The 23,519-nt window shown below is 61.3% G+C and carries 20 protein-coding genes; 7 read left to right on the top strand and 13 right to left on the bottom strand.

Going from position 1 to position 23,519, the window contains the following annotated elements; all coding sequences use genetic code 11:
* Window positions 1-25: 25 nt before the first annotated feature.
* The 9 genes from CMV30_RS12395 to CMV30_RS12355 all read right to left on the bottom strand — a co-directional run bounded on the left by CMV30_RS12395 (window position 26) and on the right by CMV30_RS12355 (window position 10,665).
* Window positions 26-1,147: a LysM peptidoglycan-binding domain-containing protein gene (locus CMV30_RS12395; RefSeq protein WP_096056323.1), complete on the bottom strand. Its 1,122-nt coding sequence runs from the start codon at window positions 1,145-1,147 to the stop codon at window positions 26-28.
* 31 nt (window positions 1,148-1,178) lie between these two features.
* On the bottom strand, window positions 1,179-2,474 hold the full coding sequence (gene murD, locus CMV30_RS12390; RefSeq protein WP_096056322.1) for a UDP-N-acetylmuramoyl-L-alanine--D-glutamate ligase: 1,296 nt from the start codon (window positions 2,472-2,474) through the stop codon (window positions 1,179-1,181).
* 33 nt (window positions 2,475-2,507) lie between these two features.
* A complete protein-coding gene (mraY, locus tag CMV30_RS12385) occupies window positions 2,508-3,629 on the bottom strand; it encodes a phospho-N-acetylmuramoyl-pentapeptide-transferase (protein ID WP_096056321.1) in 1,122 nt (373 codons plus the stop codon).
* An 8-nt stretch (window positions 3,630-3,637) separates the two neighbouring features.
* The gene (locus tag CMV30_RS12380) at window positions 3,638-5,200 is read right to left on the bottom strand and encodes a UDP-N-acetylmuramoyl-tripeptide--D-alanyl-D-alanine ligase (RefSeq protein WP_096056320.1); all 1,563 of its coding nucleotides are present in this window, start codon (window positions 5,198-5,200) and stop codon (window positions 3,638-3,640) included.
* Between the two features lie 16 nt (window positions 5,201-5,216).
* Complete coding sequence (locus tag CMV30_RS12375) at window positions 5,217-6,710, bottom strand: UDP-N-acetylmuramoyl-L-alanyl-D-glutamate--2,6-diaminopimelate ligase (RefSeq protein WP_245844168.1); 1,494 nt, start codon at window positions 6,708-6,710, stop codon at window positions 5,217-5,219.
* Window positions 6,711-6,811: 101 nt separating this feature from the next.
* Window positions 6,812-8,608, bottom strand: coding sequence for a peptidoglycan D,D-transpeptidase FtsI family protein (locus CMV30_RS12370; RefSeq protein WP_096056318.1), 1,797 nt, complete (start codon window positions 8,606-8,608; stop codon window positions 6,812-6,814).
* Between the two features lie 5 nt (window positions 8,609-8,613).
* A complete protein-coding gene (locus CMV30_RS12365; RefSeq protein ID WP_096056317.1) occupies window positions 8,614-9,012 on the bottom strand; it encodes a hypothetical protein in 399 nt (132 codons plus the stop codon).
* 45 nt (window positions 9,013-9,057) lie between these two features.
* A complete protein-coding gene (gene rsmH / locus CMV30_RS12360; protein ID WP_245844164.1) occupies window positions 9,058-10,056 on the bottom strand; it encodes a 16S rRNA (cytosine(1402)-N(4))-methyltransferase RsmH in 999 nt (332 codons plus the stop codon).
* Window positions 10,057-10,212: 156 nt separating this feature from the next.
* Window positions 10,213-10,665, bottom strand: coding sequence for a division/cell wall cluster transcriptional repressor MraZ (locus CMV30_RS12355; RefSeq protein WP_096056316.1), 453 nt, complete (start codon window positions 10,663-10,665; stop codon window positions 10,213-10,215).
* 152 nt (window positions 10,666-10,817) lie between these two features.
* Between CMV30_RS12355 and CMV30_RS12350 the strand changes: the two genes are divergently transcribed.
* Both CMV30_RS12350 and hisI read left to right on the top strand, forming a co-directional pair.
* Window positions 10,818-11,123 (top strand): DUF971 domain-containing protein, encoded by a 306-nt coding sequence (locus CMV30_RS12350; protein ID WP_096056315.1) that lies wholly within the window; start codon window positions 10,818-10,820, stop codon window positions 11,121-11,123.
* Between the two features lie 140 nt (window positions 11,124-11,263).
* Window positions 11,264-11,722, top strand: coding sequence for a phosphoribosyl-AMP cyclohydrolase (gene hisI / locus CMV30_RS12345; RefSeq protein ID WP_096056314.1), 459 nt, complete (start codon window positions 11,264-11,266; stop codon window positions 11,720-11,722).
* A 15-nt stretch (window positions 11,723-11,737) separates the two neighbouring features.
* Here hisI and CMV30_RS12340 read toward each other — a convergent pair whose 3' ends face one another.
* The 4 genes from CMV30_RS12340 to CMV30_RS20060 all read right to left on the bottom strand — a co-directional run bounded on the left by CMV30_RS12340 (window position 11,738) and on the right by CMV30_RS20060 (window position 16,205).
* On the bottom strand, window positions 11,738-12,667 hold the full coding sequence (locus CMV30_RS12340; protein ID WP_096056313.1) for a glycosyltransferase: 930 nt from the start codon (window positions 12,665-12,667) through the stop codon (window positions 11,738-11,740).
* A 67-nt stretch (window positions 12,668-12,734) separates the two neighbouring features.
* A complete protein-coding gene (gene lpxA, locus CMV30_RS12335; protein ID WP_096056312.1) occupies window positions 12,735-13,523 on the bottom strand; it encodes an acyl-ACP--UDP-N-acetylglucosamine O-acyltransferase in 789 nt (262 codons plus the stop codon).
* 6 nt (window positions 13,524-13,529) lie between these two features.
* Window positions 13,530-14,858: a bifunctional UDP-3-O-[3-hydroxymyristoyl] N-acetylglucosamine deacetylase/3-hydroxyacyl-ACP dehydratase gene (locus tag CMV30_RS12330; RefSeq protein WP_096056311.1), complete on the bottom strand. Its 1,329-nt coding sequence runs from the start codon at window positions 14,856-14,858 to the stop codon at window positions 13,530-13,532.
* Between the two features lie 123 nt (window positions 14,859-14,981).
* Window positions 14,982-16,205: a LacI family DNA-binding transcriptional regulator gene (locus CMV30_RS20060; protein WP_096056310.1), complete on the bottom strand. Its 1,224-nt coding sequence runs from the start codon at window positions 16,203-16,205 to the stop codon at window positions 14,982-14,984.
* A gap of 72 nt (window positions 16,206-16,277) precedes the next feature.
* On the opposite strand from CMV30_RS20060, the gene CMV30_RS12320 reads away from it, so the two are divergent.
* From CMV30_RS12320 to CMV30_RS12300, 5 genes are all read left to right on the top strand, one after another.
* Complete coding sequence (locus CMV30_RS12320; protein WP_096056309.1) at window positions 16,278-19,031, top strand: glycoside hydrolase family 88 protein; 2,754 nt, start codon at window positions 16,278-16,280, stop codon at window positions 19,029-19,031.
* 71 nt (window positions 19,032-19,102) lie between these two features.
* A complete protein-coding gene (locus CMV30_RS12315; RefSeq protein WP_096056308.1) occupies window positions 19,103-20,125 on the top strand; it encodes a TRAP transporter substrate-binding protein in 1,023 nt (340 codons plus the stop codon).
* A gap of 11 nt (window positions 20,126-20,136) precedes the next feature.
* Window positions 20,137-20,646 carry a TRAP transporter small permease gene (locus CMV30_RS12310; RefSeq protein ID WP_096056307.1) on the top strand — a complete coding sequence of 170 codons (510 nt, stop codon included), beginning with the start codon at window positions 20,137-20,139 and terminating at the stop codon, window positions 20,644-20,646.
* 3 nt (window positions 20,647-20,649) lie between these two features.
* Window positions 20,650-21,975, top strand: a complete 1,326-nt coding sequence (locus tag CMV30_RS12305) for a TRAP transporter large permease (RefSeq protein ID WP_096056306.1) — start codon at window positions 20,650-20,652, stop codon at window positions 21,973-21,975.
* Between the two features lie 156 nt (window positions 21,976-22,131).
* A complete protein-coding gene (locus CMV30_RS12300; protein WP_096056305.1) occupies window positions 22,132-23,490 on the top strand; it encodes an MFS transporter in 1,359 nt (452 codons plus the stop codon).
* Window positions 23,491-23,519: the final 29 nt, after the last annotated feature.

Raw genomic sequence — 23,519 nt, 5'->3', positions numbered from 1 at the left:
ATACGTGGCGCGAAGCGAGGTCAGCTCAAGGGCTCGAGGAGATCGGCGAAGCGCCTTCGACGGGGACCACGGGGGGCTGGTCGGCCGGAGCGGAGATCGGGCTGGAGTCGGGCGAGCTCACGGGGGAAGCCGGCGTGGCGGGAGCGGGAGCCTGGTACGCGGGCGCTTCGACGGCGGGCTGCGGAGCGGGCTGCGCGGGCGATGGAGTCACCGCGCTGCGCGAGGCGCCGGGGATGATCAATTTCTGGCCGACGCGGATCTTACCCGGGTCGGCGATGTGATTGGCGGCGCCGATGGCGCGCTGGGTAACGCCGTAGCGACGGGCGATGGCGCCGAGGCTTTCGTTGGGTTGAACGACGTGCTCGATGTCGTTGGCGCTGGGCTTGCCGACGGGGCTGGCTGCGGGCGTGGCGGCGAGAGCGGCGGCGGTGTCGGAGCTGGCGGGGAGCGTGAGTTTCTGGCCGACGGTGAGGGTGTCGGCTTTGAGTTTGTTGAGCGTCTTGATGGCGCCGACCGTGGTGCCGGAACGGCGGGCGATCGCGCCGAGGCTATCACCGGATTTTACGGTATAGGTCATCGTATCGCCGCCGATGCCGGAGCCGTCGGCTGAGGTGGGTGCTGGAGCTTTGGTGGGGATGACGAGCTTCTTTCCGACAGGCAGAATGGCGTCGGTCTTGAGGTTATTCGCCGCCGCGAGTTCGGCGGTGGTGATGCCGTGTTTACGAGCGACGGTCCACAAGCTGTCGCGAGGTGCGATGGTGTAAGTGGTTACCTGCTGCACGTCGGTGACGGGTGCAGTTTGCAGCGCGGAGGCCGTGGCGGTGTTGGGGCGCGTGGGGTTGAAACGCACGGCGCTGGCTTCGGGAGCCGACACGGGCGAAGTGCCGAAATCGAGTGGAGCGGACGAGAGGGCCGGATTGAGATCGGCGTTACTCACTGGAGACGAAGTGTCTGCGCTCGGCGGTGTGGTGGTCGAGTAGCCGGTCATGCCCGGGTAATAGACTTTACCCTCGTCGTTTGAGCTGGCCGTTTCCGAGGGAGACGGTGCGCGGCGGGTGGTAGAACGGCAGCCAGGAATGGCGAAGACGAACATGAATGCGGCGGCGTGTACGGCGACAACGATGCCGAAAATTTTGAGGATTTTCATAAGCGGCGGATGGATTAAATACGGATGGTTTTCAGGGAGAAACGGCGGTTGCCCCCAAGTTATTCACAAACTGCTCGAACTGTTCTCCACGTTGCTCGTAGTTGCGAAACATGTCGAAGCTGGCGAAGCCGGGGCTGAGCAGCACGTGATCGCCGCTGACCGCCGTTTCGGAAGCGAGTTGCACGGCGTAGGCGAGAGTGGCGCAGAGCGTGTGTGGCACATCATGGGCGATGCAGGCACCGGCGAGGGTGCCCTTGGTTTCGCCGATGAGGTAAACGTGTTTTACGCGCGGAGCGATGCGGCGGACGAAGGAGCCGAGGTCGCCGCCCTTGGATTTACCGCCGGCGATCAGGAAGACCGGGACGGGGAAGCTCGCGAGCGCGCCTTCGACGGCGTGGAAGTTGGTGGCTTTCGAGTCGTTCCAGTAAGTAACGCCTTCGTGCTCGGCGACGCGCGTGAGGCGGTGACGGCCGAGCTGAAAACTCTGCGCGGCCGCGTAGAGCGCGGTCTCAGGCAATCCGGCGCGATGCCACCAGGCGGCGGCGAGGAGGAAATTTTCGCGCTGGGGATAAAACTCAAACACGGTGCCGCGCAGGAGCACATCGGCGGGCTGGTCGGCGGTGGCGACGCAGGTCTCGGGCGGCAGCACGCGGTCGTACTGAGCGGCGTAGTGTTGCACGGACGAACCGGCAAACATCACACCGCCGACGGTGCGATCGAAGAGCCGCCACTTCGCTTCGAAGTACGCGCGCATCCCGGCATGCCGTTCGAGATGATCCTCAGCGAAGTTGGTCCAGAGCGCGGCGTCGGCGCGGAAATGAACGAAGGTCTCGGACTGAAACGAACTGACTTCGCAGACCGCTACGTCGTCGAACACACCACCCTCGGTCTCGGCGACGAGCGCGGAAAACGGGAAGCCGACATTGCCGGTGGCACGCGCATCGCGCTTCATGCTGCGGAGAGCGTGCGTGAGAAACTCGGTGAGCGTGGTTTTGCCGTTGGTGCCGGTGATCGCGAGCACGGTGCCACGCCAGAAGAGCGCGGCGAAATCGGTTTCACCGAGACAGGTCGAGCCGGCCTTGAGCGCGGTTTCGAGCCAGGGATGATCCACGCGGAATCCCGGACTGAACACGACCAGGCGATGCACGGCGGCTTCGGCGGCGGTGAACGTGCCGCGTGCGCCGGGTTGTTTCTCGTCGAAGAGAATGCCCGTCGCGCCAAGGCGTTTCAGAAGATCGAGCACCGCCTGGCCGCTGACACCGCCGCCGAAAACGGCGACAGGCTCAGCGAGGAGGGGCTTGATGAAATCTGGGACGAGGAAAGGCATCGCGAAGTGAAGAAGCGTGGCGGTGAAAATTGTTTAGCGCAGTTTCAACGTGCCGAGTCCGGCGAGCGCGCAGATGAGCGAGATAACCCAGAAGCGGGCGACGACCTTGGTTTCGGGCCAGCCGAGTTTTTGGAAATGGTGATGGATCGGCGCCATGCGGAAGAAGCGTTTCCCCTCCCCCAGCTTGCGTTTGGTGTATTTGAAATAGCCGACCTGGATGATCACCGAAACCGCCTCGGCAACAAACACGCCGCCGACGATCACGAGCGTGAACGGCTGCTGCACCATGAACGCGATCACGCCGATCAAGCCGCCGAGCGCGAGCGAACCGGTGTCGCCCATGAAGACTTCGGCCGGGTGCGAGTTGTACCAGAGAAACGCGAGGCCCGCGCCGACGAGAGCGCCGCACACGATCGCGAGTTCGCCGGTGCCGGGGACGTGGCTGATGAGCAGGTAGTCGGAAATGAGGAAGTTGCCCGCCGCGTACGCCATGATGCCGTACACGAGCGCGACGGTGATCGTGCAACCGACGGCGAGACCGTCGAGACCGTCGGTGAGGTTGATCGCGTTGCTGAAACCGACGATCCAGAAAAAGATCAGCACGAAGAGAGCGACGACGCCGAAGCCGCCCGCGAAAATCCACACAGGATCTTTCAAGAACGGCACCCAGAGCTCGCGAATTTTCACGCTGCTCATCGGATGCCAGAGGAGCACCATGAGTGCGACGACCGTGATCAACGTCTGCCACATCATCTTCTCGCGCGAGGAGATGCCGTCGCGGTTTTTATGTACCACCTTGAGGTAGTCATCGCGGTAGCCGACCGCGGTCAGGGCGGCGTACACGAACATCGCGACGATAATCCAGACATTGGGGCGCGCCCAGAGAAACGTGCTCAGGAAAACGGAGCCGAAGATGAGCAGGCCGCCCATCGTGGGCGTGTTCTTTTTATCGAACTTCTGCGCGAGTTCGCCGGTGCGATCGTCGTCATAGTGCTGGCCAAATTTTAGGACCTTGAGCCGGTGGATGAGCCAGGGGCCAAGGATGAAACCGATCATCGTCGCCGTGCCCGCCGCAAGCAGGACGCGCAGCGTCTGGTACCGCAGCACACGCAGCGGACCAAAGTATTCTTCGTAATCGGCGAGATAGCTGAGCATCGCAAAAATCAGATAAACGGAAACGCGCCGGGGCGTACCGATACACGCGCCGCTGTGGCGCGGGGAAATTGCCAGCTGAGCGGCATGGCGGTGGAAACCATGCTGAACGCGGAGCGCGTGCCCGCCGACGGACCCGCGCCGCCAGAGCCGCTCGAACCACCAGCGGAAGAGCCGCCACTTGACGTGCTGCCATGGCCGGAGCCGTGCGAGTCACCCGACTCGGAGGGAAGCGCCTTCTCGAGTTCGTAGCGACGGCTGCCCTTCATGAAAATAGCGCCGCGAAATGCCGCGATCTGAGCGGCAACTGGAGCGAGCGTGTGTACGATCTCGATGTTTTCTGTGGAAAAGCCCGAGTCGGCCACGCCCGCGACCACATCCACCGCGTGCCCGCCGATGACGAACGCGCGATCCTGCGGACGCAGACGGAGACGGTTGCCCAGCTCGCGATGATAACTCGCCGACTCGATGCCGAGCTCCTCCATGCAGCCGAGCACGTAGAGACGCGGCTCGTCGGCGGGGACGATGGACGCGAAGGAATCGAGCGCATCGATCATCGATGCGGGATTGGCGTTGTAGAAATCCAGATACAGCAACCGCTGGCCATCGTGGCGAAATTCGCCGCGCCATTTTGCAGGCTGCCAGTCATCCAGAGCACGCTGGATCGAGTCGTCGGTGACCCCGAGTTCCGAGGCGAGAATGATCGCGAGGCCGGCATTTTCCGCCATGCCACGGCTGACCCGGCGAAAGTCGAAACGACGGCGTCCGCCGAGAGTGATTTCCGTGCTGGTGGGCGACACGCGGACGCCCAGCTTCACGGTGCGTGGCGCGTTGGACGATTCGCCCTCGGGCACGAGTACGATGCACTGCTGCGGCAAATCCTGAAACGCGTGGAAGTCCCAGCACTGTTTGGGAAACACGCTCAAGCCGCCTGGCCGCACGTGTTGAAGGAGCACCGCTTTTTCGCGAGCCACTCCGGGCAGGCCGCCGAGCTCTTCTGTATGCGCAGGTGCGACGAGCGTCACGATGCCGTAGTCCGGTTCGATCATGCCCGCGAGCACATCCATTTCGCCTGGCGCGCTGATTCCCGCTTCGATCACGGCGGATTCATGGCCGCCCTGCTCCAGTCGCGTGAGCGTGAGCGGCACGCCGAGGTGGTTATTAAGATTTCCCTCCGTCGCGAGAACGAGCGGTTCGCCGCCGAGCAAACGCGCGAGAAGATTTTTGGTGGAGGTTTTTCCACAACTACCCGTGACACCAACCACCGCTCCGCGAAACGCGCGGCGGTGTTCGCGCGCGATCACTTGAAAGGCGCGCAGCGGATCGGCCACCACCAGCTGAGGCAATGCGAGCGAGGAGTCGGGCCGGCTCACGAGCGCCGCACTCGCACCGGCCGCCATCGCAGTGGCTAGAAAATCATGCCCGTCACGCTTGTCGGTGCGCAGCGCCACGAACACCTGGCCCGCGCGGAGCTGCCGCGTGTCCTGCGTGAAACCGGCAAGCGGCAGCGCAGGCTTCGAGGTCCACTGACCTCCAGTCCAGGTGGCGAGATAGGCGGGTGCGAATGACGGCATGGCGGGGTAGAAAGCGTCAGCTCTGGGCTCCGGGCTTGAGCGTTTTGATGCCGATCAACTCACGGACGATCTGGCGGTCGTCGAAGGGTATGACGGTGTCGGCAAACTCTTGATACGATTCGTGGCCCTTGCCCGCGATGAGCAGGCAGTCGCCGGGCTTGGCGATGTCGAGCGCGAGGCTGATGGCGCGGCGGCGGTCATCGATCCACGTGATTTTTTCGGGAGCGGTGACGCCTTCCTTCATGTCGGCGAAGATCTGCGTGAGCGTTTCGCCGCGCGGATTATCGGCCGTCGCGAAGGTGAAATCGGCGACTTCCTGAACGGCGTGCATCATCATCGGGCGCTTGGCGCGGTCGCGGTTTCCGCCGCATCCGAAGACGACGAGCAGGCGGCCGGGCGTGATCGCGCGCAACATGCCGAGAGCGTTGCGGAGCGCGTCGTCGGTGTGGGCGTAGTCCACGAGCACATTGAAAGCCTGACCTTCCTCGATGCGCTCCATGCGGCCGGCGACGCCTTTGAATGACTTCAGGCGCGACATAATCACGAGCGGATCACGGCCGAGCGCCCAGGCGGTGGCGACGGCGGCGAGGAGGTTACTCACATTGTACCGACCGATCAGCGGGCTATCGATCTGGAGCGAGCCGCCGGGCCAGACGAGGGTGAAGGTGGTGTTCTTGAAATTGAGCGAGACGTTCTCAGCGCGGACCTGAGCATTGGGATTTTCACCGAAGGTAACCGTGCGCACATTCGCCGGTACGCGGCCGACGAGTTGCTCACCGTGCGCGTCATCGACGTTGATGATCGCGAGCTTCGGCTCGGAGCCGGTGCCGCCAGTGAAAAGCTTGGTCTTCACATCGAAGTACGCATCGAGCGTCTTGTGGTAATCGAGGTGGTCGCGCGTCAGGTTGGTGAAGACGGCGGCGCTGAATTGCAGGCCGAGCACGCGCTGCTGATCGATGCCGTGCGAGCTTACTTCCATCACGGCCTGGCGGCAGCCGTTATCGCGCATCTGGGCGAGCATCCCGAAAATATCCAGCGACTCCGGCGTGGTCTTGAAAGACGGGACCGTGCGCGCACCGAGATCGTAGTTGATCGTGCCGATGAGGCCGACGCGTTGATCGCCGTTGAGCAGATGTTTGATGAGATGCGAGACGGTGGTCTTGCCGTTGGTGCCGGTGACGCCGACGACTGCCATGTCGCGGTCGGGAAACCGGTAATAACGCTGCGCCACGCGCGCGAGCGAGGCGCGCGGATCGGCGACCTGGATGAACGTAACCCGGGCCGGGACGACCGGTGGCAGCTTCTCCGTAACGATCGCAACCGCACCGCGCGCGATGGCTTCATCGATATAGCCCGAGCCATCCGTGCGCAGACCGGGAAGCGCGAAAAACAAGGTGCCCGGCACGACGCGGCGGCTGTCCATCACCAGACCGGAGATGGGGCGGTCGAGGGTGCCTTTGCTGGCGAGGATTTCGCCGTCGCCAAAGTAGTCGGACAGTTTCGGAGCCATTTTGAAAACGCGTTGTTCAACGGTAGCCTTCTTTCGCGTGCGGCCAACCGGCTGCGAGCGAAAGGCGCTGATGAGAGAGTAGTCCTGGGTGAGATAGCCGATCATGGGCGGCCTCCTTTTGTGGCGACCAGCGCGCGGTCGGCGATGGGCTCCACGGGTTTGATGTCGAGGTAAGGGATGAGTTTTCCGGCGAGGCGTTTGAAGCTCGGCACTGCGACAACCGATCCGTATGCGTCGCCTTTTTTGGGACGACCGTTGTCCACAATGACTGTGATGACGACGCGTGGTGCGCTCGCGGGGAAAAAGCCTGTGAACGAACCAACGTGGTTATTATCGGAATACCGACCGTCGATCAGTTTGCGTGCGGTGCCGGTTTTACCCGCGATCTGATAACCAGGAATCTCCGCGCCTTTGCCCGTTCCCTCGGTGAGGACGCCGCGCAACATAAGCGCTACTTCCTGTGCAGTTTTCTCCGAAATGACTCGGCGCTCCACTTTGGAGCCGAACCGATGGATGGTCTCGCCCGAGGGCGCGCGTACTTCACTGATCAGCTGCGGACGAAACAACAGGCCGCCGCTGGCGATCACGCCCATGCCGTAGTGAATCTGCAGCGGTGTGGCGCTGATGGAGTAACCGGCCGGAATGCGCGTGATGTCGCTGCCGCTCCATTTTTTCGGATCGTGGAGAACACCGCTGATTTCACCGACGAGCGGGAAGCCGGTTTTTTCTCCGAAACCAAAGGCGCGTGCGTAGTCGTAGAATTTCCGGTCACCGAGGCGCATCGCCAGCAACGCAGCGCCGCGATTGCTGGACTGGCTGATGATTTCGCTGACCGCCATCGGATGGCTGGAGGGGTGGTCGTCGTCGATCAATCGGCGGGGTTTACCCATGTACTCCACCACCGCCTGGCTGCAATCGAAGCGCGTGCCGGGTGTGACCAGCCCTTCGTTGAGCGCGCCAGAAGCGGCGACAATTTTGAAGGTGGAGCCGGGGTCGATCTGGCTGGAGATGGCGAAATTTTTCTGCGCCTCCATCGGCGCTTTATTGTACTCGTTCAGGTTGAACGTGGGATAGTTGCCCATCGCGAGAAGCGAACCCGTTGTGGCGTCGCTGACGATGATCACGGCGTTATCCGGATTGAAATCACGGACGATCGTATCGAGCTCTTCTTCAACCCAGCTTTGCACGGCGGAATCGATCGAGAGCATCACGCTGTAGCCATTGGTCGCGGGAACATCGCGGCTGCGAAACTGAGCCATCTCGCGCTGACGGCCGTCCTTCTCGGATTCGCGCCATCCATTCTGCCCTTGCAGATAAAAGTCGGCGTAGCGTTCGATGCCGGTCGCGGGGATGTTTTCCTTGTTCACGTAGCCGACGATGTGGGCAGCGAGCCGGTTTTGTGGATACGTGCGGCTGTAGCCGCGCGTGCCATAAACGCCTTTGATGCCGAGGGCGTTGATCTGGTCGTAAAGACTCTCGGGGATTTCGTCGCGCAACTTTGCCCATTGAATCACGCGGTCGCGCGACTCGGGATCGGCGGGATCGGCAACGCTGACCTTGGTGTTAAAAATGTCCTTTAGCTGGTTGAGCGGCATCCCGATCAACCGTGCCAGCTCAGGCCATTTGGCTTCGTCCTGAGCGCGTAAAACCTGCGGGTCCACCGCCAGCTCGATCATGGTACGGCTGATGGCGAGAGGGTTTCCGCGCCGGTCGATGATGTCACCGCGCACGGCATTTTCGACCTGGATCTGCCGGCGAGCCTGCTCGATGTGGCGCACCAGTTTATCGCGATCAATCACGTGCAAACAAACCAGCCGGGTGGCCACGCCGCCGAACATCAGCAGCACGCAGGTGGCGAGCAGCACGATCCGGTAGTTGGACGCGAAGCCCTTAGACATAGCTTTCAGCGAGAGCCTCCTGCGACGTAGCGCACGGGGAAAAAAGAGAGGGATTCGCCGGCGAATCGCTCGTCGTTGCGTTTGCGCTGGAGGCGGTGCTCCGGCGATTCGCTGATACGCTCGATCTGCTGTTCGGTGGGCTGCACCAGTCCGAGCGCCCAGGCCTTGTTGCGCTGCTCCAGCTTTGTGGGAGACTGTTCAGAAGCGATCTCGACGTTGAGCTCGCCACGGCGGCGCTCGATCTCGGCGGTGCGCGTTTCGAGCTGTTTGATGCTGTTACTCGCGGTGGCGATCTGCTGCTGCATCCAGACGGACGCGAGGCCGACCGATCCGCTGAGGCAGATCGTCACCAGCGTGTAGATCAGGAGCTGGTTCACAAAGGCTTGAGAGCCGGTTTTATTCATGGGGCGGGTGCGCGAAGCGCAGAAATGGATGAGAGGGAAAGAGGATTAGAGTTTGCGGAGCGCGCGGAGCTTGGCGGAGCGGCTGCGCGGATTGTCGGCGAGTTCGGCGTCGCCGGGCGTCACCGGGCGGCGCGTGAGCGGCTCGGCGAATTTTTCACGGAATTGCTGCGGGCGATGATCGTCCGCGCCCTCCGGCTGGCCGCTCTGGCGGCGGAAATACTGTTTCACGATGCGGTCTTCCAACGAGTGAAAGCTGATCACAGCGAGCACGCCGCCCTTGCGAAGTTTCGCGAAGGCAGCGGGCAATGCGCGCTCGATCGCGCCGAGCTCATCGTTCACCGCGATGCGGATGCCCTGGAAGGAGCGCGTAGCGGGATGGATCTTCGATGCAAAGCGGTCACGGGCGGGAATCGCCTCGGAGATGATATTGGCCAGCGAAGCCGTGCGGCTAAGCGCACCGGTGCCACGAGCGGCGATGATCGCGCGGACGACACGGCGCCAGTTATCCTCTTCGCCGTACTCGCGGATGGCGCGGACCAGCATCTCTTCGGTGGCGGTTTCCAGCCACACGCTCGCAGGCACGCCTGCGCGGGTATCCATGCGCATGTCGGCCGGAGCATCGTGACGAAACGCAAAGCCACGCTCTGGTTCGTCGAGTTGGAAAGACGAAAGGCCGAGATCGAACATCGCACCATCGAACTCACCTGCGGTCAGGTCGCCGAGCCGGCCGAAGTCGGCCGAGACCAGCTCGAAGCGTTGACCGTATTCGGACTTCAGTGACTCCGCGCGGACGAGTGCCGCCGGATCGCGATCAAAGGCGACCACGTTGACATCGTCCGCGGCATTCAGAACCGCCCGGGTGTGCCCGCCGCCGCCGAACGTGCCATCGAGAATGCGTGCGCCCGGCTTGGGCGCGAGCAGGTCGATGACCTCGCGAAGGAGGACGGGATTGTGGCCGGTCGACATGGATGCGATGTCCGTCTCAAGCAGCATGACGGCTGGCAACGGCCCTCCCTGGCGCGGTTGAGGGTTTGTCGCTTTCACGAAGGACAGAATGGAGAACCAACTCGGCGGCGAGACGCGGACGGATGCGGACGTAATTCAAGGCGCTCGTGCGGACGAGGCGGCGATGCCAGAGGCTGGCTGCCGCGAAACCTGAGAGTCGGACGCCGGACCATTTGGAGTCGTTGCTCATGGTGATTAAATCCCGATGCGTCGCATGAGATCGCCGAAGTTGTCTCCGGCCGTCCGCTGCTCGACTTGGGCCCAACGGGATGGGCTGTAGATACTGAACTTGTTGAGCGAACCGACGAGGACGGCGTCCTTGTCGATCGCACCATGGCGGCGCAATTCGTCGCTGAGACCAATGCGCCCCTGCTTGTCGAATGTGAACGCGAGCGAAGCGGCGAAGAACCGGGCAAACGCATCCTGCGCGTCGCGATCGGTCAGGGCCTTCTGTGAAGCCTTCTCGTAGAGCCTCTCCACTTCGGCGGGCGGAAGAACGGCGATGTAACCGTCCGGATGCGGCGTCGCCAGGAACGTATCGCTCTCACCGTGCGCAGAGCGCCACGCCGACGGAATCGTGAGCCGATTCTTGTCGTCCAACGTGTGCCTGAAAAGGCCGGTGTAGAACGGTTTTCCGAGTGATGCCATGGGCTAACAAGGGCAAAAGGCGCCCCAGAGTGCCCCATTTCAACCCATTTTAACCCAATATCGTCAAGATAACTCCCGGCTTTAATGCCCGTTTCTGGCAAAAAGTTATTCACAGGTTCGCCATCGTCTGCGCATGGTTAGCGTTCTTTCCCGTGAAAACGCCGCAGAACATCCAGCTCATCGGACCGGAGGTCGCCATCGTCTGGAACGATGGCACCGAGTCTTACTTCACCGGGCCGGAACTACGCGCTGCTTCCCCCAGTGCCGAGACGCGCGGCGAGAAAGACATCTTCGGGAATCAGTACGGCGGCGGAGAGCAGAAGAGTTTCGCTAACGTGCAGGTTCTCAGCTTCGAGCGCGTAGGGAACTACGCGTTGCGTTTCGATTTCAGCGACGGCCATCGGACCGGGCTTTACGGATACGAGCTGCTAGCCGAATTGGCCGCCCGACATCGATAGGAGCGAACCGACCATCGGACCGCGCTTTTTAATTTAAACGCAGACCCTGTCCGTTCCGCTCCTTTTCAAACTGCCGCGTATCGCAGGATCTTCCCTGTCGCGCGCATCTCCCACAATCCCCCACTCTCACTTTTCAAATCATGCCCTTTCCCGCCCGCACGAACACCGCCGAGATCGAACTCGGTAAAACGCTCCAGCCCAAATTCGGTCCCGATGGCCTCATTCCCTGCATCACGCAGGATGTGGCGACTGGCCAGGTGCTGATGTTCGCGTTCATGAACGCCGAGTCACTCGCGCACACGCTGAAAACCAAAAAAGCCACTTACTGGAGCCGCTCGCGCAGCAAACTCTGGATCAAAGGCGAAGAGTCCGGAAACGTCCAATGGGTGAAAGAACTCTACACCGATTGCGACCAAGACGTTCTTCTCATCAAAGTTGAGCAGACCGGTTCGGCCAACGCCTCCTGCCACAACGGCTACAAGAGCTGCTTTTATCGGAAGCTCGCTGACCTCGATGCCGCGGCAGCCGATACGTCCTACCAACTCAACTACACATCCGAGCCCTTGTTCGACCCGGCGGTCGTCTATAAGAAAAAATGACCGTCGGGGCGGCAGTCATTGCCGCCAGCGTTTGAGCATGTAGTTATTCAAGACATTGAGATCCGGACCAAGCAGCATCTCCCTCTTTTTGCGCTCACTCATGAATGCCCAGCGCACGGAGCGGGATAGCTGCACACAGGACTCCGGAAAAAGATAATGCCTCAATGTCCGTAGGAGATGACTCTTACTTCTCCACGTTGTTATCCCGGCCCACCCCGAGGCACGGCAAAAGTCGTTAAAGTACGCCTGATTAAACCGCACCATCCGATAAATGGGGTGCGGTTTTGAAACGGTGTGGGAACGGGGATGCCTCCGCCACTCGCTATACGGCTGACGCAAAGCCACAACCTTGCCGAAAAGCGGCGCCACTAGAGCCAGCTGCGCGTCGGGCCAGACGTGCAGGACAGCTGGTGGATTCAGCGGCAGCCGCTTCTCCAGATAAGAACGTCGGAAAGCGAGCGAGCTCGTCGGGTAATAAACATTCAACTCATGTGCGCTGTAGATGTGCTCCCGATAGTCGGCTTGATGCCGCTCGATCTCATATTCGAAACCAATAAGGTAGCCACGGTGGTCAATTTTCAGAAGAGGAGATTGCACCATGATCGCCTCCGGTGCTTCGCGAAACGCCCGCAGATAAGCGTCCATTTTTCCCGGCAAAAAGCCATCGTCCCCATCGAGCAAAAAAACCACATCTCCGGTCGATTCTTTGAATGCAGTCGCGATCGCACGCGCTTGATTTTGAATGGCAGTGCCCTCCCCTCGCTGTCCCGCGATAATCCTGAGCCTTTCGCGATATTTATTCGCTATCACCAGACTCCCGTCGGAACTACCATCGTCGTAAAAAATTATCTCATCCGGTTGCGGCCGCTGAAGAAATACTGACGCCAAGCAATGCTCCAAGTAAGGGGCATTGTTGTAATTATTGATCAGGACGCTTGATCGCATGAGTCAAAAAACTGAACCACTGTAGCAAACCAAGCGCCAAAGGCGCATCATCGCTCAATCAGTAACCTCACACCGAGCCCGGGGCGAGACCACGCTCACTCTTTGCCGCAAAGGCCAGCAAGAGCTGAAACTCCGCGCTGGCGACGTGCTGATGCTGCTGAAGTTTTTCCAGCGCCTGCGTGCGATTCAATCCGTCGCGAAAGAGAATGCGGTAGATCTGTTTTACCCGGTCAATTTGCTCAGCGCTGTAACCGCGGCGCTCAAGTCCGACTTTATTCATCGAGCGGATCACAGCGGGCGTGCCGTCTGCGATGAAGAACGGCGGGATGTCCTGCACAACTTTCGCACACGCACTGACCATCGCATGCGCGCCAATGCGGCAGAATTGATGCACGCCAGAATAGCCGCCCATAACCACATGATCCTCCACATGGACGTGACCCGCCAGCATCGTGCCGTTGCTCATCACCGTGTGGTTGCCAATCACGCAGTCGTGCGCGACGTGCGTGTAAGCGAGGATGGTGTTATCATCACCGATCACCGTGAGATCGCCGTCGTTGGTGGCCGCATGGACGGTGACGTATTCACGAAACACATTCCGATCACCGATGCGCACGCCGGGATTGCCGCCCTTGTACTTCAAATCCTGGGTTTTCGCTCCGAGATTGGCGTGGGGAAACACCTCGCAGGTTTTCCCAAGCACAGTGTTTCCCTCGACACTCGCGTGATGATGGATGCGCGTACCGTCGCCGATGCGAACAGATCCGGCGATGTAGGCGAAAGGGCCAATCTCCACATCCGAGCCAAGTTGCGCGCCCGGCTCGATGACCGCGGTTGCGTGAATTTTCGAGGCCATGAAACGTTAGTCGAGTTCGCTTGTGTCGAGGATGGCGAACATCAGTTCGCCAGAGGAAACCACCGTGCCCTCCACGGTACATGTAACCTCGGCCGTGGCGAGTTTCGCACCGCGGGTTTTGGTAAGCTTGGCGTTGACGATGAGTTGATCGCCCGGTCGGACTGGTTTGCGGAATTTCACTTTGTCCGCGCTCATGAAGAGCGAAGTCTTACCCTCGCTGGATCCGCGACGGAGCATTAAAATACCTGCTGCCTGTGCCATAGCTTCGAGCTGAAGCACACCCGGCATCACAGGATTATTCGGAAAATGCCCCTGAAAATACGGCTCGTTAATGCTGACGTTTTTGATCGCGACGAGAGCGTCGTCGCCAATGAACTCCATGACACGATCAATCATCAAAAACGGATAACGATGCGGAAGCGTGTCGAGGATGCGGCGGATATCGAGCGAGGTCTCGCTCGGCATCACCATCGCGGGGCGCGGCTTTTTTTTCGGACCTTTTTTCTTCTCCTCGAGTTTGGCCGCGAGCGCCTTGGTGAGCTCGGCATTGATCGCATGGCCGGGACGGGTTGCGATGATGTGCGCCTTGAGCGGCATCCCGAGCAGTACGATGTCGCCAATAATATCCAAAATTTTGTGCCGCACGAACTCATCTTTGAAGCGCAGGCCTTCCTTGGAGAGGATCTTGTCGCCGCGAATGACGACAGCGCAGTCGAGCGAGCCGCCTTTGATTTTCCCGAGTTTGAGCAACTCCTCGATGTCTTCGTAGATCGTGAATGTGCGCGCCGCAGCCACCTGTGTCATGAACACGTCAGGATCGATCGTGAGCGTGAGATGCTGCGTGTGTATGCCGCGGTCGTCAGCGGAAGTGCAGGTGATTTTGAGCCCGTCGTGCGGAAGCGCGATAATCGAGGAATTCCCCTTTTGCACGGAGACCGCTTCCTCCAGAACGAAGTACTCGCGATCTTTATCCTGCTCAAGGGGCTCGCCCTGCATAAGCAGATCAACAAACGGCTTCGCAGAGCCGTCGAGGATCGGAGGCTCCGAGGCATTCATCTCGATGATGACGTTATCAACACCGCAGCCGTGCAACGCACTCAGCACATGCTCAACGGTGTGGATCTTCGCGTGGCCGACCTGGATGGTCGTCGCGCGGACGAGATCAGTGACTTGATCCACGCGCGGACGCAGCTCCGGCGCTCCGCTAAGATCCACGCGCTTGAAAACAATGCCGTGGTCTACCGGCGCGGGCTTGATCGTCAGTGTGACAGCTTCACCGGTGTGGAGCGCGTTACCTTGGATCGAGACTTCTCGCGCGAGAGTGCGTTGTTTCATAAAGATTTGGGCCAGAATCCCGGCGAAAGCACTCCGCCAGCGCAAGCGCGGAGATGGAAAGTGCGGACGAACTCAATCACAGCGGGACTGCCCGCACTGCTGAAAAAATAACACCCAACAAGGTCAGCGTCGCGCCGGGCCGGTCGAAGCACGAATGATCAACTGCGGGTCGATCATTCGGACGAGCGGTTTTACACGCGGCGTTTTGTCGATCTGGGAAAGCAACATCTCCACCGCCGCCTCAACGGTGACGTCGATCCGTTGATCGACGCTCGTGAGACTGGGTGCGGTCATCAGGCAGATGTCCTGATTATTGAAGCCGGTCACCGAAACATCATGGGGCACACGCACGCCAAGTTCCTTCAAGCCATGCATCGCGCCGACGGCGATTTCGTCATTAAGCGCAATAAACGCCGTCGGAAGGCTGCCCCTTTCGACAAAGCTTTTCGCGAGCGCCCGGCCGTACTCAAAGTCGTTTCCACGCACATGCAGGTGATCAAGCGACACCGTACATTTATCGAAATCCAGCCCATGCACCGCGAGCGACTCACGAATGCCTCGCGCACGATCGAGCGTGCTTCGCACCGTATCTGAGTAAGCCAGCAGCCCGAAAGTTCGGTGCCCGAGCGCATAGAGATGCTCGACGATTCCCGCCATGCCCAGCACGCGATCCAACGAGACCGTGTTGGCACCTTTGATACCGAAATGGTCGATGACCGTGCTCGGCGTTCCACTTGTCGCGAGACTCTTGAGATGCTGCGCCATCTGCGCCTCGTCAAAGTAGCCGATAAACACCACTGCATCGACGCGCAGGGAAAGAAAGTGGCGGATCACATCCCAGCTGCTGCTCGGATCTACCACCTCAATGAACGTCGTGAAATCCTTGTCGCGCAACCGCTGCTGAAGCGACGCCAGTTTATGCACCAGCGTCTGCGTCATCAGGTTCTGCATACACACGCCGATGGTCGAGGTGCGTTTGCCCTTGAGATGCAGCGCGTAGGCGTTGGGCACAAACCCGGTTTCTTCGATCGCGCGATTCACCCGCTCGATGGTTTTTTTCTTCAGCCCCGGCTGGCCGTTGAGCACACGCGAAACAGTCGTTCGGGCCAGGCCCACGTAACGGGCAAAGTCAGTCGAGGAGCGTATGCGGGGCTGGGGTGTTTTCGGCTGGGGGCTACTCACAATTTTTTGGACGGCTGCGACAGATAGGGAGCCGCGGCTCAGACTGTCAAATACGGGAAAATGCGTGGACTCCTCGTTGTGATCAGACGGTTCGAGCGCGTTCGGACACTTGTCCGATATAATTTGACGCAACTCACCCGCATCCAAAACGTCTCCCCTTCGCATCCTCCATTATCCGACGGCTGCAGCCGATCGGAACAGCCCCGCTCTACTGCGTAAATTTCCCCTTCGCTCTTCATGCCTGCCGCCCACTTCACCCGCACGCTCCGCACTGCTTTCTTCACACTTGGCGCCCTGTTCTGCGCACAAGCCGCTCCAATTGCCGCAGCTCAGCCGCCCGCCACGTTCGGCGATACCTCTCCACTCGTCTGGTCCGCCCGCCTCGGAAACTCCGAGATCGCCCGCCTCGGCACCAAGATGGCCTACCCCGCCGCCAAGTGGGATTACGCCAACTTTCTCTTCCTCAACTCTCTCCTCAGCCTCGACACACACCTCGGCCAAGATCGCTACCTACCGTGGGTCAAAGGCACCATCGACTCCTTCCTCTCTGCCGACGGCCGCACCATTCAGCACTACAAACTGGCCGAATATAACATCGACCACGTCGCCCCCGCCAAAGCCGTCTTCGCTCTCTACCATCGCACCAAAGACGCCCGCTACCGCGGCACACTCGACGTTATCCGCGAGCACCTGAAAACCCATCCGCGCACCAAGGAAGGCGGCTTCTGGCATAAGAACCGTTACCCGCACCAGATGTGGCTCGACGGTCTTTTCATGGGTTCGCCCTTTTACGCCGAGTATGGACGCACCTTCAACGAGCCCGCCATTTTCGACGACGTTGCCCAGCAAATCCGCCTCGTCGCCAAACAAACCTACGACGAAAAGACCGGCCTCTTCTATCACGCGTGGGACGAATCCCGCGAACAGTCTTGGGCCAATAAAACCACCGGCCTCTCCCCCAATTTCTGGAGCCGCGCCATCGGTTGGTACGCCATGGCCCTCGTCGATGCCTACGATTACTTCCCCGCCGACCACAAAGCCCGCCCCGAGATCGCCGCCATTTTCAAGAAACTCGCCGACGGCGTGATCAAATACCAGGACCCCGCTACCGGCGTGTGGTGGCAGGTCACCGATCAGGGCAGCCGCAAGGGCAACTACCTCGAAGCCACCGCTTCCTCGATGTTCGTTTACTCCATCGCGAAAGCCATCAACCAAGGCATCCTTCCGCGCGACGCTTATCTCCCCGCTGTCATCAAAGGCTACGACGGCATCATCCGCGAATTCATCCGCACCGACTCCGAAGGCCGCACCAAACTCACCCGCTGCTGCAAAGTCGCCGGCCTCGGCTACGGCCGCGACGGCTCCTTCGAATACTACATCAGCGAACCCATCGTGGACAACGACGCCAAAGGCACCGGCCCCTTCGTCTTCGCAGGCATCGAACTCGACCGCCTCCTCACCATCAACGCCCCCGCCTCGGCCATCCCCGCGCCCACGCCCGTCTCGGTAAAAATCTTCGCCTCCACGAAAACACCCACAACTTCCTCGTCCTCCGCCCAACCCGGCTCTCCCGCTTCTGCATCCAACCCCACCGCTTCCCTCGCCCACACCTTCGCCGACGATGCCGCCCGCAAAGCCTGGACCGAAGAAATGCCCGCGATCCTCGCCCGCATCAAAGCCCCGACCTTCCCGAAGCGTGAATTTTCCATCGTCGCCCACGGCGCGCCCACCGACGGCAAAGGCGACTCCACCGAGGCCATCCGCAAGGCCATCGAGGCCTGCAACGCCGCTGGCGGCGGCGTGGTGCTGATTCCCGCAGGCACATTCTACACCGGCGCCGTCCACCTGAAGAGTAACGTCAACCTCCACCTCGACGAAGGCGCCAAGCTCCTCTTCCTCACCGACCCCAAACTCTACCCCACCGTCTTCACGCGCTGGGAAGGCGTCGAGTGCATGAACTTCTCCCCGCTCATCTACGCCTTCGAGCAGGAAAACGTCGCCATCACCGGCAAGGGCACCATCGACGGCCAGGCCGACTACTCCAACTGGTGGGGCTGGGTGAAGCTCGACGCCAACACCAAGCCCGAAGTCCCTCTCGCCCGCGCCAGCCGCAACCGCCTCATGGCCCAGGCCAACGACAACAGCCTCCCCAATGACCGCGTGTACGGCCCAGGCGAATACCTCCGCCCCCCGCTCATCCAGTTCTACCGCTGCAAAAACATCCTCATCGAAGACGTCACCCTGCTCCGCTCGCCGTTCTGGGTCATCCATCCCGTCCTCTCGCAAAACATCACCGTCCGCGGCGTCACCATCATCTCCCACGGCGCCAACTCCGACGGCTGCGACCCCGAATCCTGCCGCGACATCCTCATCGAAAACACCAAGTTCGACACCGGCGACGACTGCATCGCCATCAAGTCCGGCCGCAACAACGACGGCCGCCGCCTCGGCATTCCCACGGAAAACATCATCATCCGTGACTCCGAGTTCAAAGACGGCCACGGCGGCGTTGTGCTCGGCTCCGAATGCTCCGGCGGCATCCGCAACGTCTTCGCCGAGAACCTCACTATGGACAGCCCCAATCTCGACCGCGCCCTCCGCTTCAAGAACAACGCCGTCCGCGGCGGCATCCTGGAAAACGTCCACATGCGCAACGTCCAGATCGGCCAGGTCGCCGAGTCCGTCCTCACCATCGACCTCCTCTACGAAGAAGGTGCGAAAGGCGCGCACAAGGCCGTCGTGCGCAACGTCAGTATGAACAACATCACCAGCACCGGCAGCCCGCGCGTCATGTTCGTCCGCAGCTTCCCCGGCGCCGAGATCGACGACATCCGCATCGCCAACTCCACCTTCTCCGGCATCACCATGACCGAGGTGCTCCAGCACACCGGCAAGATCACCCTGGACAACGTGAACATCATCCCCGCCAAAACCGCCCGCGCCGCCAACTCCGTGCCGCCGCCCGCCGCTCCTCCCGCCCCCCCGAAGTAACACTTACCGCTCGCCGCATTCCTCTCCACCCGCCCACACTGCGCCGACTTTCCCCCTCCCCCTAACTCTCCATGGATAGAAAAGCTTTCTCCTTTCTCTTTGTCGGCCTGATCGTCGGCGCGCTGCTCTCCGCGTCCGCTTTCATCGGATTCCTCCGCGCCGAACGCGCCTCGGCCAGCGCCGAGGGCGGCCGCAACACCATCCTCAAACTGGGTCACTCCCTCGACCAAGCGCATCCTGTTCACGCCGCCATGGAGTTCATGGCCAAGCGCGTGGATGAACTCTCCTCGGGCGCCGTGAAAATCCAGGTATTCCCCAACGGCCAGCTCGGCTCAGAACCCGAGTGCATCGAGCAATGCCAGCGCGGCGCGCTTGCCATGGTCAAAACCTCCGCAGGCGCCATGGAAGGCTTCGTCCCCGACATGGCTGTATTCGGACTTCCCTACCTTTTCCGCGACGAAGACCACTACTGGAACGTCCTCAACGGCCCCCTCGGCCAGGAGCTTCTCGCCGCCGGCGATCCCATCGGCGTCCACGGCCTGTGCTACTACGACTCCGGCAGCCGCAGTTTCTACACCGTCGGCAAACCCATCCAAACCCCCGCCGACGTCAAAGAACTCAAGCTCCGCGTTATGAGCAGCAAGACCGCCCGCGATCTCATCATCACGCTCGGCGGCGGCCCCACCCCGATTCCTTGGGGCGAGCTCTACACCGCCCTCCAGCAAAGTATGGTCAACGGCGCCGAAAACAACCCGCCCAGCTTTCTCACCAGCCGTCACTACGAGGTCGCAAAATACTTCACGCTTAACGAGCACACCCGCATCCCCGACGTCATCATCTTCAGCACCAAGATCTGGGAAAATCTCCCCGAGCAATCCCGCAAATGGGTGCAGCAGGCCGCCGACGAATCCGTCGTTTTCCAGCGCAAACTCTGGAAGGAAAAAACCGAAGAGGCGCTCGTCACCGTCGAGAAAGCCGGCGTAACCATCTACCGCCCCGAGAAACAGCCCTTCATCAACGCCACCGCCTCCATGTACAACGGCCTCGAGGGCCGCATGGCCGAGCTCGTGCGCCGCATCCGCGAAGTCAAATAACCCGCCGCCCCATGAACGCCTTCTCCGCCCTCTGGCAGAAAGTGGTGCGCGCGCTTGAGTGGTTCACCATCGCTCTCTTCGCCATCCTCGTCCTCGACGTCATCTGGGGCGTCGTCTCCCGCTACGTCCCCGGCATCCGCCCCAGCGATTGGACCGAGGAACTTGCCGTCTATCTTCTCGTCTGGGTTTCGCTCCTGGGCGGCGCCCTCACCTACCGCGGCTACGGCCACCTCGGCGTGGATTACTTCGTCGGCAAACTCGATCCCTCCGCCCAGCGCGTCGTCGCGGTCGTCGTCGAGATCGCCGCGCTCATCTTCGCGGGCTTCGCGCTCTTCTACGGCGGCAGCCGCCTGGTGGCGGAAACACTCGCCACCAACCAGCTCACCCCGGTGCTGCAGTGGCGCATCGGATACCTCTACTCCGCCGTCCCGATCAGCGGCTTCTTCATCTGCGCCTTCGCGATCGAGCACCTGATCAAACCCAACCCCATCGCCGCAACCAGTTCCCCCAAGGAAGGCTGATCCATGTCCGCTGAAACCACCATTCTCCTCGTGATGTTCGTGGGACTCATGTTCCTAAACGTCCCCATCGCCATCTGCATCGGCCTCGCCAGCGTCGCCACCATCGCGACCCTCGGCGACGTCCCCACCGGCTACGTCGTAGCCCAGCGCCTCTCGACGGGCATCGCCAGTTTTCCGCTCCTCGCAATCCCGTTCTTCGTGCTCTCCGGCGTCCTCATGGGCGACGGCGGCATGGCGAAACGCCTCATGGATTTCGCCACCTCGCTGGTCGGCCGTTTCCCCGGCGGTCTCGCCTATGTGAATACCGTCACTTGCATGCTCTTCGGCGCCGTCTCCGGCTCGGCCGCCGCCGCCGTGTCATCCATCGGCGGCTTCATGATCCCGCAGATGGAAGAGAAGGGCTACAAACGCGAATTCGCCGTCGCCCTCACCGCCTGCTCCGCCACCACCGGCCTGCTCATTCCGCCGAGCAACATCATGATCGTGTTTGCCGTCGTCTCCGGAAACGTCTCCGTCGCCGCGCTCTTCCTCGCCGGTGTCGTCCCCGGTTTCCTCGTCGGCCTTTCCATCATGATCGCGAGCTTTGTGACCGTGCGCTTCCTCAAACCAGCGCCCGCCAAAGTTCCTGACGCTCCCACCGCCTATTCTCTCACGCCTCCACCACCAGGCATGATCCAAGGTTTCCTCAGCGCGCTGCCCACCCTCCTGCTCGTGGTGATCGTCCTCGGCGGTATCCTCGGCGGCATCTTCTCGCCGACCGAAGCCTCCGCCATCGCCGTCGCCTACTGCCTGGTCCTCGCGATGTTCTTCTACAAAGAGGTGAAGGCAAAACACCTCCCCGCAATCCTCCTGCGCAGCGCACTGACGACCTCCGTCGTCATGCTCCTCGTCGGTGCCAGCCAGGCCATGAGCTGGGTTCTCGCCTACGAACGCGTTCCCCAGATGGTCAGCGACGCGATGCTCACGCTCTCGGCCAACCCGTTCATGGTGCTCCTGCTGATCAACGTACTGCTCCTCATTGTCGGCACCTTCATGGACATGACGCCCGCCGTCCTCATCTTCACCCCGATCTTCCTGCCCGTCGTCATCGGCCTCGGCATGGACCCTGTCCACTTCGGCATCGTGATGATCGCCAACCTCTGCATCGGCCTCTGCACGCCGCCCGTCGGCACCTGTTTATTCGTCGGCTGCAGCGTCGGCAAAACGACCCTCGCTCGCGTCGTGCCCTCGGCGATCCCCTTCTTCATCGCGATGGCCATCGCCCTGCTGATCATAACCTACGTGCCTTGGATCTCGCTCACACTGCCCCGGATGCTGGGGCTTATGTAACGCCCCGCTGACCTCGCCAACCTCCACCCGAGACGAGACCCATTCCAAAAATAGGGCGTGATCCGTTCGCTCGGATGAAGAACATGTCCCGCCTCCCACGTTATCGTCGGCACCCGCTCCGATAACTGACGAGTCTTCGTTTTTTCCTCCTCCACCATGCAAACCACCCAACCCGCCCCGGCGGGTTCCGTCATTGGCCGTTACCGCTGGCGTATCTGCGCCGTGCTCTTCCTGGCCACGACCATCAACTATATCGATCGTAACGTTTTTTCGTTCACGATGCTCGATACGGCCTTCCGCCACCAGATGCTCGGCATCCCGGAAAGCGTGCCGCTGACCGATGCCGATCTGGCCGTCTTCAAGGAAAAGATGAGCCACCTGGATGCGCTCTTCAAATACGCCTACGCCTTCGGCTTCCTGCTCGCAGGCTACATGATCGACCGTCTCGGCATCCGTCGCGGCTACACGATCAGCATCGCCGGCTGGAGCGTTGCCGCGGTCGGCCACGGTCTCGTCCACGGCATGGTAGGCATGGGCGCGGTCCGCATCGGACTCGGGCTCGGTGAAGCCGGTAACTTCCCGGCCGCCATTAAAACCGTCTCCGAGTGGTTTCCAAAAAAGGAGCGAAGTTTCGCCACCGGCCTCTTCAACGCCGGCGCCAATGTCGGCATCATCCTCACCGCCGTCTGCGTCCCCTGGATCATTTCCCACTGGGGCTGGCGCGCCAGCTTCATCATCACCGGCGCCATCGGCACCTTCGTCCTCTTCTGGTGGCTCGCCGTCTACCGCAAGCCCGAGGAACACCCCAAACTCTCCGCCGCCGAACTCGCCTACATCCGTCAGGATGGCGGTGCCACCAGCGAGAAGCCGATGAAATGGAGCCAGATCGGCCGCTACCGCGCCACCTGGGCCTTCGCCATCCCGAAGTTCATGACCGACGCCATCTGGTGGTTCTATCTCACCTGGCTGCCCACCTTCTTCAACGAGAACGCCGCCTTCGACACCAAGCTCGACCTCAAACAAGTCGGCCTTCCCTTCCTCATCATCTACCTCGTGTCTGACGGCGGCAGCATCTTCTTCGGCTGGCTCGCGACGCGCTTCATAGGCCTCGGCTGGAGCGTCAACAAAGCCCGCAAAGTCACCATGCTCATCTGCGCGCTCTGCGTCGTTCCGATCGTCTTCGCTTCGATGACCAGCAGCATCGTCGTCGCCATCGCGCTCATCTCGCTCGCCACCGCCGCGCACCAAGGCTGGAGTGCCAACCTGTTCACCACCGTCTCCGACCAGTTCCCCCGTCGCGCCGTCGGCAGCGTCGTCGGCATCGGCGGCCTCATGGGCGGCCTCGGTGGCGCGCTCCTCGCCGGCAACGTCGGCGCGATCATCAACACCGGCGGCTACGTCCCCCTCTTCACCATCGCTGCCTCCGCCTACCTGCTGGCGCTGGTCATCCTCCACACCCTCTCTCCCAAATTGGAGACCATCACCATCGCCGACGACCCCGTCGCCAAAGCCTGATCTCCCAAGCCGATTCCCGCTCAAAGCCC

It is taken from the genome of Nibricoccus aquaticus (assembly GCF_002310495.1).
Taxonomy (GTDB): Bacteria; Verrucomicrobiota; Verrucomicrobiia; order Opitutales; family Opitutaceae; genus Nibricoccus; species Nibricoccus aquaticus.
Note: the sequence above shows the minus strand (reverse complement) of the source record. Positions and strands in the feature narration are given on the sequence as shown.